Raw genomic sequence first — 15,334 nt, forward strand, 5'->3', positions numbered from 1 at the left:
TTGCTTTTCCTCGCGCCGCTTTGATCGAGGGTCTATGCCCTTGGCAACCATCGACCGGGCCTGATCGCGCAGCTCGCGGGCATCTTTAAGGGTAATTTCGGGATATGTGCCCAGCGACATGCGCGGCTGCTTACCGTGCCAGGAGAACCTGAAGTGCCAGGACTTGGTGCCATTGCTAGCGACAAAGAGGGAAAGGCCGCTGCCATCCGTGAGGGTGAAGTCTTTTTCGGCCGGCTTGGCCTGGCGCACAGCGGTATCAGTGAGGGGCATTAGTACATCACCAAGTCACTCGAATTGAGAAGTGCTGAATGATGTACTAAAAATGCGCGGCACGCAGCGAAAGAATGCGAAAGACCGCGAAAGAAAAAGGCCGCTGTTTGCGGCCTCAATTGGGAGGGTGTGAAACTCGCCGAACGTCTGCGAAAGCTGATTTGGTGCCCGAGACAGGAATCGAACCTGCGACCTTCGCGTTACGAGTGCGCTGCTCTACCGGCTGAGCTACACGGGCGGTGGGATAAACCTAGCATTGGTACGCAGGCCCGGCAAATCTGTATGGATTTCAAAAGATCGTCCGAACGCGGCCCGAGCCTGCGGCAGTTCCGACAAAAGCGAGTTGCCGAGCGGACAAAAAAATGCCCCGCCGTTTTCACGGCGGGGCATTTTTATTGCGGTACGGCTAAGGGGTGATTAAACGCCCGATGCCTTGGCCGCTGCCACGTCTTTGATGGACAGCTTGATACGGCCGCGGTTGTCCACGTCCAGTACCAGCACTTCCACTTCCTGGCCTTCTTTCAGGATGTCGGTCACTTTTTCAACGCGAGCGTCGCTCAGCATCGAGATGTGAACCAGACCGTCCTTGCCAGGCAGGATGTTGACGAATGCGCCGAAGTCGACGATGCGCTCAACCTTACCAACGTAGATCTTACCGATCTCGGCTTCAGCGGTGATGCCCAGAACGCGCTGACGCGCTGCTTCAGCCGCTTCCTTGGTTTCGCCGAAGATCTTGATCGAACCGTCGTCTTCGATGTCGATCGAAGCCTTGGTTTCTTCGCAGATCGCACGGATGGTCGCGCCACCTTTACCGATAACGTCACGGATTTTGTCGGTGTCGATTTTCATCGCGATCATGGTCGGTGCGTTGGCCGACAGTTCGGTACGCGACTGGCCAATGATCTGGTTCATCTGGCCGAGGATGTTCAGGCGCGCTTCCAGGGCTTGGCCCAGAGCGATTTCCATGATTTCTTCGGTGATGCCCTTGATCTTGATGTCCATCTGCAGTGCGGTCACGCCTTTGGCGGTACCAGCCACTTTGAAGTCCATGTCGCCGAGGTGGTCTTCGTCACCCAGGATGTCGGTCAGGACGGCGAACTTCTCGCCTTCTTTAACCAGACCCATGGCGATACCGGCAACCGGTGCCTTCATTGGCACGCCAGCGTCCATCAGGGCCAGGGAAGCGCCGCAAACGGAAGCCATTGAGGACGAACCGTTGGATTCGGTGATTTCCGACACGACACGGATGGTGTACGGGAACACGTCAGCGGCTGGCAGCATGGCCGAAACCGAACGACGGGCCAGACGGCCGTGACCGATTTCGCGACGACCGGCGCCACCCATGCGACCACACTCACCTACCGAGAACGGAGGGAAGTTGTAGTGCAGCATGAACGGGTCTTTTTTCTCGCCTTCCAGGGTGTCCAGCAGTTGTGCGTCACGGGCGGTGCCCAGAGTCGCGACTACCAGAGCCTGGGTTTCGCCACGGGTGAACAAAGCCGAACCGTGGGTCTTCGGCAGAACGCCAACTTCGATGTTCAACGGACGGACGGTTTTGGTGTCGCGGCCGTCGATACGTGGCTTGCCGTTGACGATGTTTTCGCGAACGGTGCGGTATTCGATTTCGCCGAAAGCAGCTTTGACTTCGCTGGACGAAGGCTGGCCTTCTTCACCGGAGAGCTTGGCAACAACCTGATCCTTCAACTCACCCAGGCGAGCGTAACGGTCAGCCTTGATGGTGATGGTGTAGGCCTGGGAGATCGCGTCGCCGAACTCGGCACGGATAGCGCCCAGCAGTTCGGTGGCTTCTGGAGCCGGAGCCCAGTTCCAAGTCGGCTTGGCGGCTTCGGCAGCCAGTTCTTTAACGGCGTTGATCACGACCTGGAACTCGTCGTGCGCAAACAGTACCGCGCCCAGCATCTGGTCTTCGGTCAGCTCTTTGGCTTCCGATTCAACCATCAGCACGGCGTCGGACGTACCGGCAACAACCATGTCCAGGCTCGAAGCGGCTTGCTGCTCGTAAGTCGGGTTCAGCAGGTAGCCGGTGCTTTCGTGGAAAGCAACGCGAGCGGCGCCGATCGGGCCGTCGAATGGAATGCCCGAGATGGCCAGGGCAGCCGACGTACCGATCATCGCAGCGATGTCCGGATCGGTTTTCTTGCTGGTGGAAACGACGGTGCAGACAACCTGCACTTCGTTCATGAAGCCTTCCGGGAACAGCGGACGGATCGGACGGTCGATCAGTCGGGAAGTCAGGGTTTCTTTTTCGGAAGGACGGCCTTCACGCTTGAAGAAACCGCCAGGGATCTTACCGGCAGCGTAAGTCTTTTCCTGGTAATGAACGGACAGAGGGAAGAAGCCCTTGCCTGGATCCGCTTGCTTGGCGCCAACCACGGTCACCAATACGCTGACGTCGTCGTCAACGGTGACCAATACTGCGCCGGAGGCCTGACGGGCGATACGGCCAGTCTCGAGGGTAACGGTCGATTGACCGAACTGGAATTTTTTGATTACCGGGTTCACGGTGTCCTACCTTCTTTTGTGGCTCTTGGGGAAACGGGTTTCTTGCGAAATTCTTGGGCAATGTCGGGAATCGGCCCAACGCCTGTCCAGGGTAAAACGTGTATCCAGATAAAACTTGAGGCTGGGAGCCTGCCATCCGCCAGCGGGAAACCCACTGACGCACGACAGACAACCAACCTCTAGCGCAATCGCTTATTAGCGACGCAGACCCAGGCGAGCGATCAGAGCGCTGTAACGGCTCACGTCCTTGCCTTTCAGGTAGTCCAGCAGCTTGCGACGCTGGTTTACCATGCGGATCAGACCACGACGGGAGTGGTGATCTTTACCGTTGGCCTTGAAGTGACCTTGCAGTTTGTTGATGTTGTGGGTCAGCAGCGCAACTTGCACTTCTGGCGAACCAGTGTCACCAACAGCTTGCTGGTAGTCAGCAACGATTTGAGCTTTTTCTTGAACGTCGAGAGCCATGAGGCAATCCTTTTATCAGGAAACTGTTTCAGAGAAACAGCTTCAACAGGCCAGGGACAAATCCCTGTATCTATAAATGAGTAGTGACCGTGCCTGTTGACAGCCACACTCGCCAGCCTGCTGTTACACAGGCTGGTTTCGGTCATTCTGACCGAATCAGTCGACGCGGCGCGATGCGCCCGTCTTCGCTCACTTCACCGATACCGATAAAGCGACCATTGTGATCCTGTACCCGCACCATGCCGAACTTCGGAGCATCGGGAGCACGTACCGGCTGACCGTTGAGCCAGTAGAACGCGCTGTGTTCCGAGAAATGCAGCAGCGGCCAATCCTGCAGGCCGCTGTCCGATGGCATCAGGAAGCGATCAACCGCTTCATTGCCGCCTTGGGCGTGTACGGCTTCCAGCTCTTCGAGCGTGACCGTCTGTGCCAGGGTGAAAGGCCCGGCCTGGGTACGGCGCAATTCAGCGACGTACGCACCACAACCGAGTTGCTCACCGATATCCTCCACCAGGGTGCGAATATAGGTGCCCTTGCTGCATTCCACCGCAAGTCGCGCAGTATCGCCTTCGAAGGCCAGTAATTCCAAGCGCGCAATAGTAACAGAACGCGGTTCACGCTCCACTACTTCGCCTGCACGGGCCAGCTTGTACAGCGGCTGGCCATCACGCTTGAGCGCCGAGTACATCGGCGGTATCTGACTGATTTGCCCGCGAAAACCCGGCAGCACCGCTTCGACATCGGCGCGACCAACGGTCACCGGGCGCTCCTGCAAAACCTCGCCCTCGGCGTCCGCCGTGGTGGTGGTCTTGCCCAGTTGCGCCAGGGTTTCATAGGCTTTGTCGGAATCGAGCAGGTATTGCGAAAACTTGGTCGCCTCGCCGAAGCACAACGGCAGCACGCCGGTGGCCAGCGGGTCGAGACTGCCGGTGTGACCGGCCTTCTCGGCATTGAGCAACCAGCGAACCTTCTGCAACGCGGCGTTGGAGGTGAACCCCAACGGTTTGTCGAGCAGGATGATGCCGCTGACGTTACGACGGATACGTTTGACCTGAGCCACCGAGTTACTCCTTGGTGTCTTCGGGTTCAGCCGCAACCACGTGCTGATTGTCTTCAGCCACGGCGCGCTCGATCAGGGCCGACAGGTGGGCACCACGCACGACGCTTTCGTCGTAGTGGAAATGCAACTGAGGCACGCTGCGCAGCTTCATTTCGCGGGCCAACTGCATGCGCAGGAAACCGGCGGCAGCGTTGAGCACCTTGATGCTTTGTGCGATGTCTTCGGCGTTGTCCTGCCCCATCACGGTGATGAAAATCTTCGCATGACCGACGTCACGGCTGACTTCCACAGCAGTAATGGTGACCAGGCCGACGCGCGGGTCTTTGACTTCACGACGGATCAGTTGGGCCAGCTCACGCTGCATCTGATCGCCGATACGTTGGGTACGGCTGTATTCTTTTGCCATGATTTGTTACCTGTTACTGCCCGACGGTGAAACCCGCCAGGTCTGAAAGCGGCAAACGCCCGGCCTGACAAATGCCAGACCGGGCGTTGCGTTTAGAGTCCGGGTGATGCGCCGCACTGTGAAGTGCGGCCGACCATCACGGCTCCTGAAGTGCGCGATTTAGAGGCTGCGAGCAACCTGAACCTTCTCGAAGACTTCGATCTTGTCGCCGACTTTAACGTCGTTGTAGCTCTTCACGCCGATACCGCATTCCATGCCGGCACGTACTTCGGAAGCGTCATCCTTGAAGCGGCGCAGGGATTCCAGCTCGCCTTCGAAGATAACGATGTCTTCACGCAGTACACGGATCGGACGGTTACGGTGAACGACACCTTCGAGCACCATGCAACCGGCGATCGCGCCAAACTTCGGCGAACGGAACACGTCACGCACTTCGGCGATACCGAGGATGTTCTCGCGAACATCGCTGCCGAGCATACCGGTCAGGGCTTTCTTGACGTCTTCGATGATGTCGTAGATCACGTTGTAGTAACGCATATCCAGACCTTCCTGCTCGACGATCTTCCGTGCGCCAGCATCGGCACGCACGTTGAAACCGAACAGTACAGCGTTGGAAGCCAATGCCAGGTTGGCGTCGGATTCGGTGATACCACCGACACCGCCACCGACGACGCGCACTTGCACTTCGTCGTTGCCCAGGCCATTCAAAGCGCCCTGCAAGGCTTCCAGCGAACCACGGACGTCGGATTTGAGGACGATGTTGAGCGTCTTCTTCTCTTCCTGACCCATGTTTTCGAAGATGTTTTCCAGCTTGCCGGCGTGAGCGCGAGCCAGTTTGACTTCGCGGAACTTGCCTTGACGGAACAGAGCCACTTCACGGGCTTTCTTCTCGTCCGCAACCACGCTCATCTCGTCACCAGCGTCCGGTGTACCGTCCAGGCCGAGGATTTCGACCGGGATAGCAGGACCTGCTTCCTTGATTGGCTTGCCGTTCTCGTCGAGCATGGCACGTACACGGCCGTAGTTCGAACCGACCAGCACCATGTCGCCTTGACGCAGCGTACCGTCCTGGACCAGAACGGTCGCCACCGGGCCACGGCCCTTGTCGAGACGCGATTCAACGACAACACCACGGCCAGGCGCCGATGGAGTTGCAGTCAGTTCGAGAACTTCCGCTTGCAGCAGTACAGCTTCAAGCAATTCGTCAACGCCGGTACCCATCTTCGCGGAAACCGGAACGAACGGGGTGTCGCCGCCCCACTCTTCGGAGGTCACGCCGTGAACCGACAGTTCGCTACGGATGCGATCGAGATCGGCGCCCGGCTTGTCGATTTTGTTCACTGCAACCACCAGAGGAACGCCAGCAGCCTTGGCATGCTGAACGGCTTCGATGGTTTGTGGCATCACGCCGTCGTCGGCTGCAACCACCAGGATCACGATGTCCGTCGCCTTGGCACCACGGGCACGCATTGCGGTAAACGCGGCGTGACCCGGGGTATCGAGGAACGTCACCATGCCACGGTCGGTTTCAACGTGGTAAGCGCCGATGTGCTGGGTAATACCGCCGGCTTCGCCTGCAGCTACCTTGGCACGACGGATGTAGTCGAGCAGGGACGTCTTACCGTGGTCAACGTGGCCCATGACGGTCACGACTGGCGCACGGGAAACCGCTTCACCTTCAAACTTCAGAGACTCAGCCAGGGAATCTTCCAGAGCGGTGTCGCTGACCAGGGTCACTTTGTGGCCCAGCTCTTCGGCAACCAGTTGGGCAGTTTCCTGATCCAGTACCTGGTTGATGGTCGCTGGCGTACCCAGTTTGAACATGAACTTGATGATTTCAGCAGCTTTGACCGACATCTGCTGGGCGAGATCGCCAACAGTGATGGTCTCGCCGATCTTCACTTCGCGCACGACAGGGCCGGTTGGGCTCTGGAAACCGTGAGCATTACGCTTCTTCAGCTTGGCCTTGCCGCGACCGCCGCGACGGAAGCCATCGCTTTCTTCATCGGTAGTGCGTGGCGCCACACGTGGAGCCGGAGCCTTTTCCTTGACGGATGCGCGATGCGGAGCGTTTTTGCGCTCGCCATCACCACCACCGCTGCGACGATTGTTATCGTCGGCACGTGGTTTGTCAGGACGGCGCTGCTCGTCACGCTTGCGAGTGTCGGCAGCCGGCGCAGCAGCGACCGGTGCGGTTTCGCGCACAGGTTCGGCTACTGCAGCAGGTGCGGCAACAGGTTCGGCTTGAGCGGTCGACGCAGCTGCAGGCTGACGACGCGCTTCTTCTTCAGCGCGACGCTTGGATTCTTCTTCAGCCTTCTGACGGGCAGCATTTTCTACTGCGCGACGTTCTTCCAGTTCGCGTTGACGCTCGGCTTCGATTTCTTCCGGGCTGCGCTGCACGAAGACTTTCTTCTTGCGCACTTCAACACTGATGCTTTTGCTGCCAGCAACACGCAAGGTGCTGGTGGTTTTACGCTGCAGCGTGATCTTGCGTGGTTCTTCCACTTTCGCCTTGTGGCTGCTTTTCAAGTGAGTCAGCAGGGATTGCTTCTCACTGTCAGTCACATTTTCTTCGGCGGCGGTGTGCGGCAGACCTGCCTCACGCATCTGCTGCAACAGGCGCTCTACCGGTGTTTTGACCTCATCGGCCAGTTGTTTCACCGTGACTTGCGTCATGCACTTCTCTCCTCAGGCCGCGCCTAATTACTCGAACCAGTGGGCTCGGGCGGCCATGATCAACTTGCCGGCACGATCATCGTCAATGCCGTCGATGTCGAGCAGGTCGTCAATAGACTGCTCGGCCAGGTCTTCGCGGGTAATTACGCCGCGCACCGCCAGTTCCATCGCCAAATCCTTGTCCATACCCTCAAGCGAGAGCAGGTCTTCGGCCGGATGGGCGTCTGCCAGCTTTTCCTCAGTAGCGATGGCTTTGGTCAACAAACGATCCTTGGCACGAGCGCGAAGCTCGTTGACGGTATCTTCGTCAAAGCCGTCGATGTTGAGCATTTCTTCCAACGGTACGTAGGCAATCTCTTCCAGGCTGGTAAAGCCTTCATCTACCAGCACCTGTGCCAGATCTTCATCGACTTCCAGCTCGTCGATGAAGTTGCGCAGGATGTCGCCGGTTTCTGCTTGCTGCTTAGCCTGGATGTCCGATTCGGTCATCACGTTCAGGGTCCAGCCAGTCAATTGGCTGGCCAGACGCACGTTCTGACCACCACGACCGATGGCCTGAGCCAGATTGTCTGCGCCAACGGCGATGTCCATTGCGTGGGCATCTTCGTCAACGATAATTGCCGCAACCTCGGCCGGGGACATGGCGTTGATCACGAACTGAGCCGGGTTGTCATCCCACAGGACGATATCGACACGCTCGCCACCCAACTCGCCCGACACGGCCTGGACACGCGAACCGCGCATACCGATGCACGCGCCCTGCGGGTCGATGCGTTTGTCCTTGGAACGAACGGCGATCTTGGCGCGCGAACCCGGATCACGGGACGCAGCCATTACTTCGATCAGGCCTTCGGCAATTTCAGGCACTTCGATGCGGAACAGCTCGATCAGCATTTCCGGCGCGGTACGCGACAGGATCAACTGAGGGCCGCGGTTCTCGGTGCGGATTTCCTTGAGCAGCGCACGCAGACGCACGCCGACACGGAAGGTTTCGCGAGAAATGATGTCTTCACGGGCCAGCAACGCCTCGGCGTTGTTACCCAGATCGACGATCACGTTGTCGCGGGTTACTTTTTTCACGGTGCCGGAGATAATTTCCCCAAGGCGTTCGCGATAAGCGTCGACGACCTGAGCGCGCTCGGCTTCGCGCACTTTCTGCACGATGACCTGTTTAGCGGTCTGGGCGGCGATGCGGCCAAATTCGATGGACTCGATTTTCTCTTCGACGACGTCACCAACCTTGGCGCCAGGATGCGTTTGTGCAACCTTGCTCGGCCAGGTTTCGATGGCCGGATCGTCAAGATCGTCTTCTTCGACGACCGTCCAGCGACGGAAGGTTTCGTAAGAACCGGTGTGGCGATTGATTTCCACACGCAGATCAACTTCGTCTTCAAAACGCTTCTTGGTAGCAGTGGCCAGGGCCAGCTCCAGCGCTTCAAAAATTACGCTTGCCGGTACACCCTTTTCATTGGATACCGACTCAACAACCAGCAGTACTTCTTTGCTCATCGTACGCCTCGCCTTTCGCAAGCCATTGGATCCGCGGGATCCGCGTCTCAGTCAAAACTGGGAATAATGTTGGCCTTGTCGATCATATCGATCGGCAACAGGAACTCATGGTCGTCTACCTGCACCACGACGTCCTGCTCTTCTACACCGCGCAGAAGGCCCTGAAAGTTGCGTCGACCTTCAAAAGGCGAGCGCAGCTTGATCTTCACTTGTTCACCGACATATTTGGCAAACTGCTCAAGAGTGAACAGTGGGCGTTCCATGCCAGGCGAGGAAACTTCAAGGGTGTATTCAACGGAAATCGGATCTTCGACATCCAGGACACCGCTGATCTGACGACTGACAATGGCGCAATCGTCCACCAGCACACCGCCCTCTTTATCAATATAAACGCGCAACATTGAGTGGCGACCTTGAGCCGAAAACTCAATACCCCAGCATTCATAGCCTAGGGCCACGACCACCGGGGCCAGCAAGGCCTGCAACTCTTCTAGCTTGCTCGACACCTGAACCCCCTCGTGCATGTAGATGCATGCGTGCAAAATAAAAAAATGGGCGAAACGCCCATCCTTGAAACGCCGTCGAACAGCGGCGTAGAAAGTGTCCAGCTAACAAAAAGCCCCTTAAAAGGGGCTCCTTAAACTGGTTGCGGGGGCCGGATTTGAACCGACGACCTTCGGGTTATGAGCCCGACGAGCTACCAGACTGCTCCACCCCGCGACAAAGCTGGGGCGGAAGTATACGACCGATCCCTTATAGGGTCAATGCAACCTTCCACCTGCAGGAAAGCCCGCAACAGCGGGCTTTCCTGACTAATTGGTACCGAGAAGGGGACTCGAACCCCTACACCCTATGGGCACAACCACCTCAAGGTTGCGTGTCTACCAATTCCACCACCTCGGCAAAACTACTTTGAAACCCTTCTTACTTCTGCTCTTGAGCTGGAGGTACGTCAGTCGCTGGAGTAGCCGACTTTTGCTCTTGAAGCACCGGGACATCATCAGAAGCCGGTTGCTGCTTTGGAACTTCCAACACTGCCGGATCTGGCAATCCTGCTTGAGTCAGCTGATGAGCTTTCTCTTTAGCAAAGTAACCTAACCCCAAGCTGGTTATGAAGAAACCGGCGGCAAGTATAGCAGTAAACTTACTAAGAAAGGTAGAGGAACCTTGGCTTCCGAACACAGTATTTGAAGCACCTGCTCCGAAAGACGCGCCAGCGTCCGCACCCTTACCCTGCTGCAGCAAAACCAGAGCAACTACGCCCAATGCACCCAGCAGATGAAAAACGACTACGACTGTTTCCAGCATTTTTTCAGTTTCCCGCGGCGCGACAGATCGCACCGAACTCATCTGCATTCAGGGAAGCTCCACCAATGAGCCCCCCATCGATATCCGGCATGCCGAACAGTTCGACCGCATTGGCCGCCTTCACGCTGCCGCCGTATAGAAGCCGCACACCTCGTGCGACTTCAGAATTCTCTGCCGCCAACTGCTCGCGAATGGCTTTATGCACATCCTGAGCCTGTTGCGGCGTTGCAGTCAGCCCGGTACCAATGGCCCAGACCGGCTCGTAAGCAATGACTGCCTTGGCAAAAGCACCGACACCCAGCTCTTCGATGATGCTGCCTAGCTGACGCCCGACAACCTCAAGAGTTTTTCCGGCTTCGCGCTGCTCAAGGGTTTCCCCTATACACAACACCGGAATCAAGCCACATGCCTGTGCCGCTGCGAACTTGCGATTCAGCATACCGTCACGCTCGCCCATCATCTGACGACGCTCGGAGTGCCCAACAAGCACCAGGGAGCACCCTGCATCCACCAACTGACTCGGCGCAATCTCACCGGTCAACGCACCCTGCATGGATTCCACCGCAGAATTCTGCGCGCCGACCGAAATCGACTTGCCTTTCAAGCCATCAATCACTTGATTGATATGCAAGCAAGGCGGGAATACTGCGACATCAACACCGCTAGGCAAGGCCAGATGACGGAGGCCGTTGATCAGCTCAGCGACGCTGGCGCGGGTACCGTGCATCTTCCAGTTACCAGCTACCATAGGGCGACGCATGCTGTACCTCGTCGGTCAAAGTGGGCGCAGATGTTACCCAACACAATCATGGCTGGCAAGCCGTATCAGGCAGAAACTTCAGTAACCAGTTTTGCCAGTTCTTCGGCATAGCCGCGAACCTGGGTTTCGTCCTCGCCTTCGACCATGACGCGCACCAATGGCTCTGTACCGGACTTGCGTAAAAGCACACGGCCACGCCCCGCCATCGCGTGGGTAACCCGTGCACTGGCTTCCTTGACCGACGCATGCTCCAACGGATTATCGCCACCACCAAAACGCACGTTAATCAACACTTGAGGGCACTTGCGCAGTGCTTGCCGAGATTGAGCCAGACCTTCGTTGCGAGCCTTCAGCGCCATCAGCACTTGCAGCGCAGCAATGATCGCGTCACCAGTGGTCGTGTGATTGAAACAGACGATATGCCCGGAGTTCTCGCCACCGATCAACCAGTTGCGCTCAAGCAGCTCGGCAATCACATAACGGTCGCCGACATTGGCGCGGATGAACGGAATCGACAACTCGGCAAGCGCCAACTCCAGACCGAGGTTGCTCATCAGAGTGCCAACAACACCGCCCTGCAGCTTTCCACGCTCATGAAGATCGCGAGCAATGATGAATAGCAACTCATCGCCATCAACAATGGCACCGGTGTGATCGACCATCAGTACGCGGTCGCCGTCGCCATCGAACGCAATACCAAGATCGGCGTGCTCCGCCAGTACGGCAGCCTGCAGTTGGCCCATATGGGTCGAGCCGCAGTTATCGTTGATGTTCAGACCGTTAGGCTGCGCCGACAACACCACGACTTCGGCACCCAATTCACGGAAAACACTCGGCGCCACCTTATAGGTAGCGCCGTGAGCGCAGTCGAGCACAACTTTGAGGCCAGAAAACGTAGTCCCTGTCGGCACACTGCTTTTGCAGAATTCGATATAGCGACCGGAAGCATCGTTAATGCGTGAGACTTTGCCGATCTTGCTCGACTCGACAACGGTCATCGGTGTATCGAGCAATTCTTCAATCATCAACTCCAGTTCATCTGGAAGTTTGGTGCCCTTTCCGGAAAAGAACTTGATGCCATTATCATCATGCGGATTGTGCGAGGCGCTGATCACAATACCGGCTTCAGCCTGAAACGTGCGAGACAGGTAAGCAATGGCCGGCGTCGGCATCGGGCCAAGCAACATCACATCAGCGCCGGCCGAGGTCAACCCGGCCTCCAGCGCCGACTCGAACATGTAACCGGAAATTCGCGTGTCTTTGCCAACCAGTACTTTGCAGGCACCCATCTTGCGGAATGCCATGCCGGCCGCCCAACCGAGCTTGAGCATGAAATCAGGAGTAATAGGGTATTCGCCGACACGACCGCGAATACCGTCAGTGCCAAAATATTTCTTGCTCATAAGTGCTCCATCATTCTTATTCGGCTGATTCCACGGCTGCGACCATGCGCACCACGTCCACTGTTTCCGCCACATCATGGACGCGCAATATACACGCCCCCTTGGCCGACGCCAGTGCCGCCAATGCCAAACCGCCATATAGGCGCTCGCCGACGGGACGATTCAAGGCGTGGCCGATCATGCTTTTGCGTGAAACACCCACCAGCAGCGGACGGCCCAGCGCGTGCAGCGCCTGCATATGCTTGAACAAGCTTAGATTGTGCTGCAGCGTTTTGGCGAAACCGAAGCCTGGATCGAGAATCACCCTTTCCGTCGGAATACCCCCAGACGCGCATCGAGCCATGTGTTCGGCAAGAAACTCCATCACCTCTTCCGTGACATTGCGATACTGCGGATTGTCTTGCATGTCGCCAGGCTCGCCGAGCATGTGCATGAGGCAGACCGGCAAACCGGTCGCCGCCGCTGCTTCCAGCGCGCCTTCACGACGAAGCGAGCGAACGTCATTGATCAGGCCGGCGCCCAAGCGCGCGGTTTCAATCATGACCTCCGGCGTCGAGGTATCGACCGAGATGATCACATCCAGCTCACGATTGATCAGTTCGACGACAGGTGACACACGCTCCAGCTCTTCCTGCGTCGAGACGACGCGCGCGCCAGGCCGAGTGGATTCGCCACCGACATCGATCAGCGTCGCACCGGCCAACACCATGGCTTCGGCGTGGCGCAAAGCCGCGTCAAGCTGGCTGAATCGGCCACCATCGGAAAAAGAATCGGGAGTGACATTGAGAATGCCCATGACATGCGTCCGGGCCAAATCAAGAACCCGGTTGCCGCAAGGCAACCGGGTCAGGGACTGAACAGAAGTCATTTCAAACCTTAAACGTCAGCTGCCGGACCACCAATAGGTGTCTGCGGACGTTCGTCCTGCACAACTGGTGGCGGCGGAGTACCCGTACCACCCGTCCAGTCGCGTGGCTCGCGAGGCGTACGACCCGCCATGATATCGTCGATCTGCTCGGCATCGATCGTCTCATATTTCATCAGCGCATCGGCCATCGCGTCGAGCTTCTCACGATTGTCCGTAAGAATCTGTTTGGCGGTGCCATAGCACTGGTCGATGATGCTGCGCACTTCGGAGTCGATCAGCTTCGCGGTTTCGCCAGAGAAGCTTGCAGCTTGACCACCACCGCCGCGACCGAGGAACACTTCGCCCTCTTCTTCGGCATACATCAGCGGGCCAAGTTTTTCCGATAGACCCCATTTGGTCACCATATTCCGCGCAATCTGACTTGCCCGCATGATGTCGTTGGAAGCACCAGTGGTCACACCGTCGAAACCAAGCGTCATCTCTTCTGCAATACGACCGCCATACAGCGAGCAGATCTGACTGATCAACGCACGCTTGGACAAGCTATAACGATCCTCTTCCGGCAGGAACATGGTCACACCCAGCGCACGGCCGCGCGGAATGATAGAGACCTTGTAAACCGGATCATGCTCAGGCACGACGCGACCCACAATGGCATGCCCTGCTTCGTGATACGCGGTGTTCTGTTTTTCTTTCTCGGACATGACCATGGATTTGCGCTCGGCGCCCATCATGATCTTGTCTTTCGCCAGCTCGAATTCTTTCATCTCGACGATGCGCTTGCCGGAACGAGCCGCAAACAGAGACGCTTCGTTGACGAGGTTGGCAAGGTCGGCACCGGAGAAGCCCGGGGTACCGCGTGCAATCACACCGGGAGCAACATCGTCGCCCATAGGTACTTTGCGCATGTGAACCTTGAGAATCTGTTCACGACCACGGATATCCGGCAGACCTACGACGACCTGGCGGTCGAAACGACCCGGACGCAGAAGTGCAGGGTCAAGTACGTCAGGACGGTTGGTCGCGGCAATCACGATGATGCCGTCGTTCATTTCGAAGCCGTCCATTTCAACCAGCAACTGGTTGAGAGTCTGCTCGCGCTCGTCGTGACCGCCACCCATGCCGGCACCACGATGGCGGCCGACAGCGTCGATTTCGTCGATGAAAATGATGCAAGGCGCGTGCTTCTTAGCCTGTTCGAACATGTCACGAACACGGCTGGCACCGACACCAACGAACATTTCAACGAAATCGGAACCGGAAATGGTGAAGAACGGCACCTTCGCTTCGCCGGCAATCGCCTTGGCCAGCAAAGTTTTACCGGTACCCGGAGGGCCGACCATCAGCACGCCGCGCGGAATACGGCCGCCCAAACGCTGGAACTTGCCTGGATCGCGGAGGAATTCAACGAGCTCGCCAACCTCCTCCTTGGCTTCGTCACAACCTGCAACGTCAGCCAACGTTGTTTTCACCTGATCTTCGGAAAGCAGGCGTGCCTTGCTCTTGCCGAAGCTCATCGGCCCGCCCTTGCCTCCCGCGCCACCTTGCATCTGGCGCATGAAGAACATGAACACGGCGATGATCACCAGGATCGGGAAGCTCGCGACCAGGAGTTGAGTCCAGATGCTCTGCTGTTCAGGCTGCTTGCCCTCAACGACAACGTGGTTATCCACCAGGTCGCCGATCAAGCCATTGTCCTGGATTGCCGGACGAATGGTCTTGAAGCTGTCGCCATCGCTGCGCTTGCCGGTAATCACGTAGCCATCGACAGCAACGCGTTCGACCTTGCCATCCTTGACCTGCTGAATGAAGTCGGAATAGTTGAGGGTCTGCGGCTCGTTAGGGCTGGAGAAGTTGTTCATCACCGTCACCAGGACAGCCGCGATGATCAACCACAGGATCAGATTCTTTGCCATATCGTTCAATTAACTACCCTCTGAAGCAAGCTCCGCTACTGGCGCGCGCTTCGCATGATATTCACCGGCCTAACTTACTACATTACCTACAGCTCTGGCAGGCGCCGTCTGTAACCCTTTGTGAAACACTTTCCACACAATATTCGTTAATGCTTGCCGGGCGAAAT

Annotated in this window: 12 protein-coding genes, 3 tRNA genes and 1 pseudogene; all 16 read right to left on the reverse strand. The window is 57.4% G+C overall.

Translation table 11 applies throughout. The features are described 5' to 3' along the window. Nucleotides 1-18: 18 nt before the first annotated feature. Nucleotides 19-270, reverse strand: a pseudogene (locus GIW69_RS01325) (Arm DNA-binding domain-containing protein); the annotation flags it as partial. Nucleotides 271-432: 162 nt separating this feature from the next. After that, a tRNA-Thr gene (locus tag GIW69_RS01330) sits at nucleotides 433-508 on the reverse strand. Between the two features lie 179 nt (nucleotides 509-687). Next, nucleotides 688-2,793 carry a polyribonucleotide nucleotidyltransferase gene (gene pnp / locus GIW69_RS01335; protein ID WP_008088348.1) on the reverse strand — a complete coding sequence of 702 codons (2,106 nt, stop codon included), beginning with the start codon at nucleotides 2,791-2,793 and terminating at the stop codon, nucleotides 688-690. A gap of 195 nt (nucleotides 2,794-2,988) precedes the next feature. Then, nucleotides 2,989-3,258: a 30S ribosomal protein S15 gene (gene rpsO / locus GIW69_RS01340; RefSeq protein ID WP_003197723.1), complete on the reverse strand. Its 270-nt coding sequence runs from the start codon at nucleotides 3,256-3,258 to the stop codon at nucleotides 2,989-2,991. Between the two features lie 142 nt (nucleotides 3,259-3,400). Beyond that, nucleotides 3,401-4,318, reverse strand: a complete 918-nt coding sequence (truB, locus tag GIW69_RS01345) for a tRNA pseudouridine(55) synthase TruB (RefSeq protein WP_236480344.1) — start codon at nucleotides 4,316-4,318, stop codon at nucleotides 3,401-3,403. A 4-nt stretch (nucleotides 4,319-4,322) separates the two neighbouring features. After that, nucleotides 4,323-4,724 (reverse strand): 30S ribosome-binding factor RbfA, encoded by a 402-nt coding sequence (gene rbfA, locus GIW69_RS01350; protein WP_096818842.1) that lies wholly within the window; start codon nucleotides 4,722-4,724, stop codon nucleotides 4,323-4,325. Nucleotides 4,725-4,883: 159 nt separating this feature from the next. After that, nucleotides 4,884-7,403 (reverse strand): translation initiation factor IF-2, encoded by a 2,520-nt coding sequence (gene infB / locus GIW69_RS01355; protein WP_236480345.1) that lies wholly within the window; start codon nucleotides 7,401-7,403, stop codon nucleotides 4,884-4,886. A gap of 27 nt (nucleotides 7,404-7,430) precedes the next feature. Beyond that, nucleotides 7,431-8,912 carry a transcription termination factor NusA gene (gene nusA, locus GIW69_RS01360; RefSeq protein WP_236480346.1) on the reverse strand — a complete coding sequence of 494 codons (1,482 nt, stop codon included), beginning with the start codon at nucleotides 8,910-8,912 and terminating at the stop codon, nucleotides 7,431-7,433. A gap of 47 nt (nucleotides 8,913-8,959) precedes the next feature. Beyond that, nucleotides 8,960-9,418: a ribosome maturation factor RimP gene (gene rimP, locus GIW69_RS01365; protein ID WP_039769696.1), complete on the reverse strand. Its 459-nt coding sequence runs from the start codon at nucleotides 9,416-9,418 to the stop codon at nucleotides 8,960-8,962. A 137-nt stretch (nucleotides 9,419-9,555) separates the two neighbouring features. Beyond that, nucleotides 9,556-9,632, reverse strand: a tRNA-Met gene (locus tag GIW69_RS01370). 97 nt (nucleotides 9,633-9,729) lie between these two features. After that, nucleotides 9,730-9,815, reverse strand: a tRNA-Leu gene (locus GIW69_RS01375). 21 nt (nucleotides 9,816-9,836) lie between these two features. Then, nucleotides 9,837-10,220: a preprotein translocase subunit SecG gene (secG, locus tag GIW69_RS01380; RefSeq protein WP_016771756.1), complete on the reverse strand. Its 384-nt coding sequence runs from the start codon at nucleotides 10,218-10,220 to the stop codon at nucleotides 9,837-9,839. A 4-nt stretch (nucleotides 10,221-10,224) separates the two neighbouring features. Next, a complete protein-coding gene (gene tpiA / locus GIW69_RS01385) occupies nucleotides 10,225-10,980 on the reverse strand; it encodes a triose-phosphate isomerase (protein ID WP_210702653.1) in 756 nt (251 codons plus the stop codon). A gap of 65 nt (nucleotides 10,981-11,045) precedes the next feature. After that, complete coding sequence (gene glmM, locus GIW69_RS01390) at nucleotides 11,046-12,383, reverse strand: phosphoglucosamine mutase (protein ID WP_236480347.1); 1,338 nt, start codon at nucleotides 12,381-12,383, stop codon at nucleotides 11,046-11,048. A 16-nt stretch (nucleotides 12,384-12,399) separates the two neighbouring features. Next, a complete protein-coding gene (folP, locus tag GIW69_RS01395) occupies nucleotides 12,400-13,251 on the reverse strand; it encodes a dihydropteroate synthase (protein ID WP_236480348.1) in 852 nt (283 codons plus the stop codon). A gap of 8 nt (nucleotides 13,252-13,259) precedes the next feature. Beyond that, nucleotides 13,260-15,167, reverse strand: a complete 1,908-nt coding sequence (gene ftsH, locus GIW69_RS01400; protein ID WP_236480349.1) for an ATP-dependent zinc metalloprotease FtsH — start codon at nucleotides 15,165-15,167, stop codon at nucleotides 13,260-13,262. Nucleotides 15,168-15,334 lie beyond the last annotated feature (167 nt).

This window comes from Pseudomonas syringae (assembly GCF_021605415.1).
Lineage (GTDB): Bacteria > Pseudomonadota > Gammaproteobacteria > Pseudomonadales > Pseudomonadaceae > Aquipseudomonas > Aquipseudomonas syringae_S.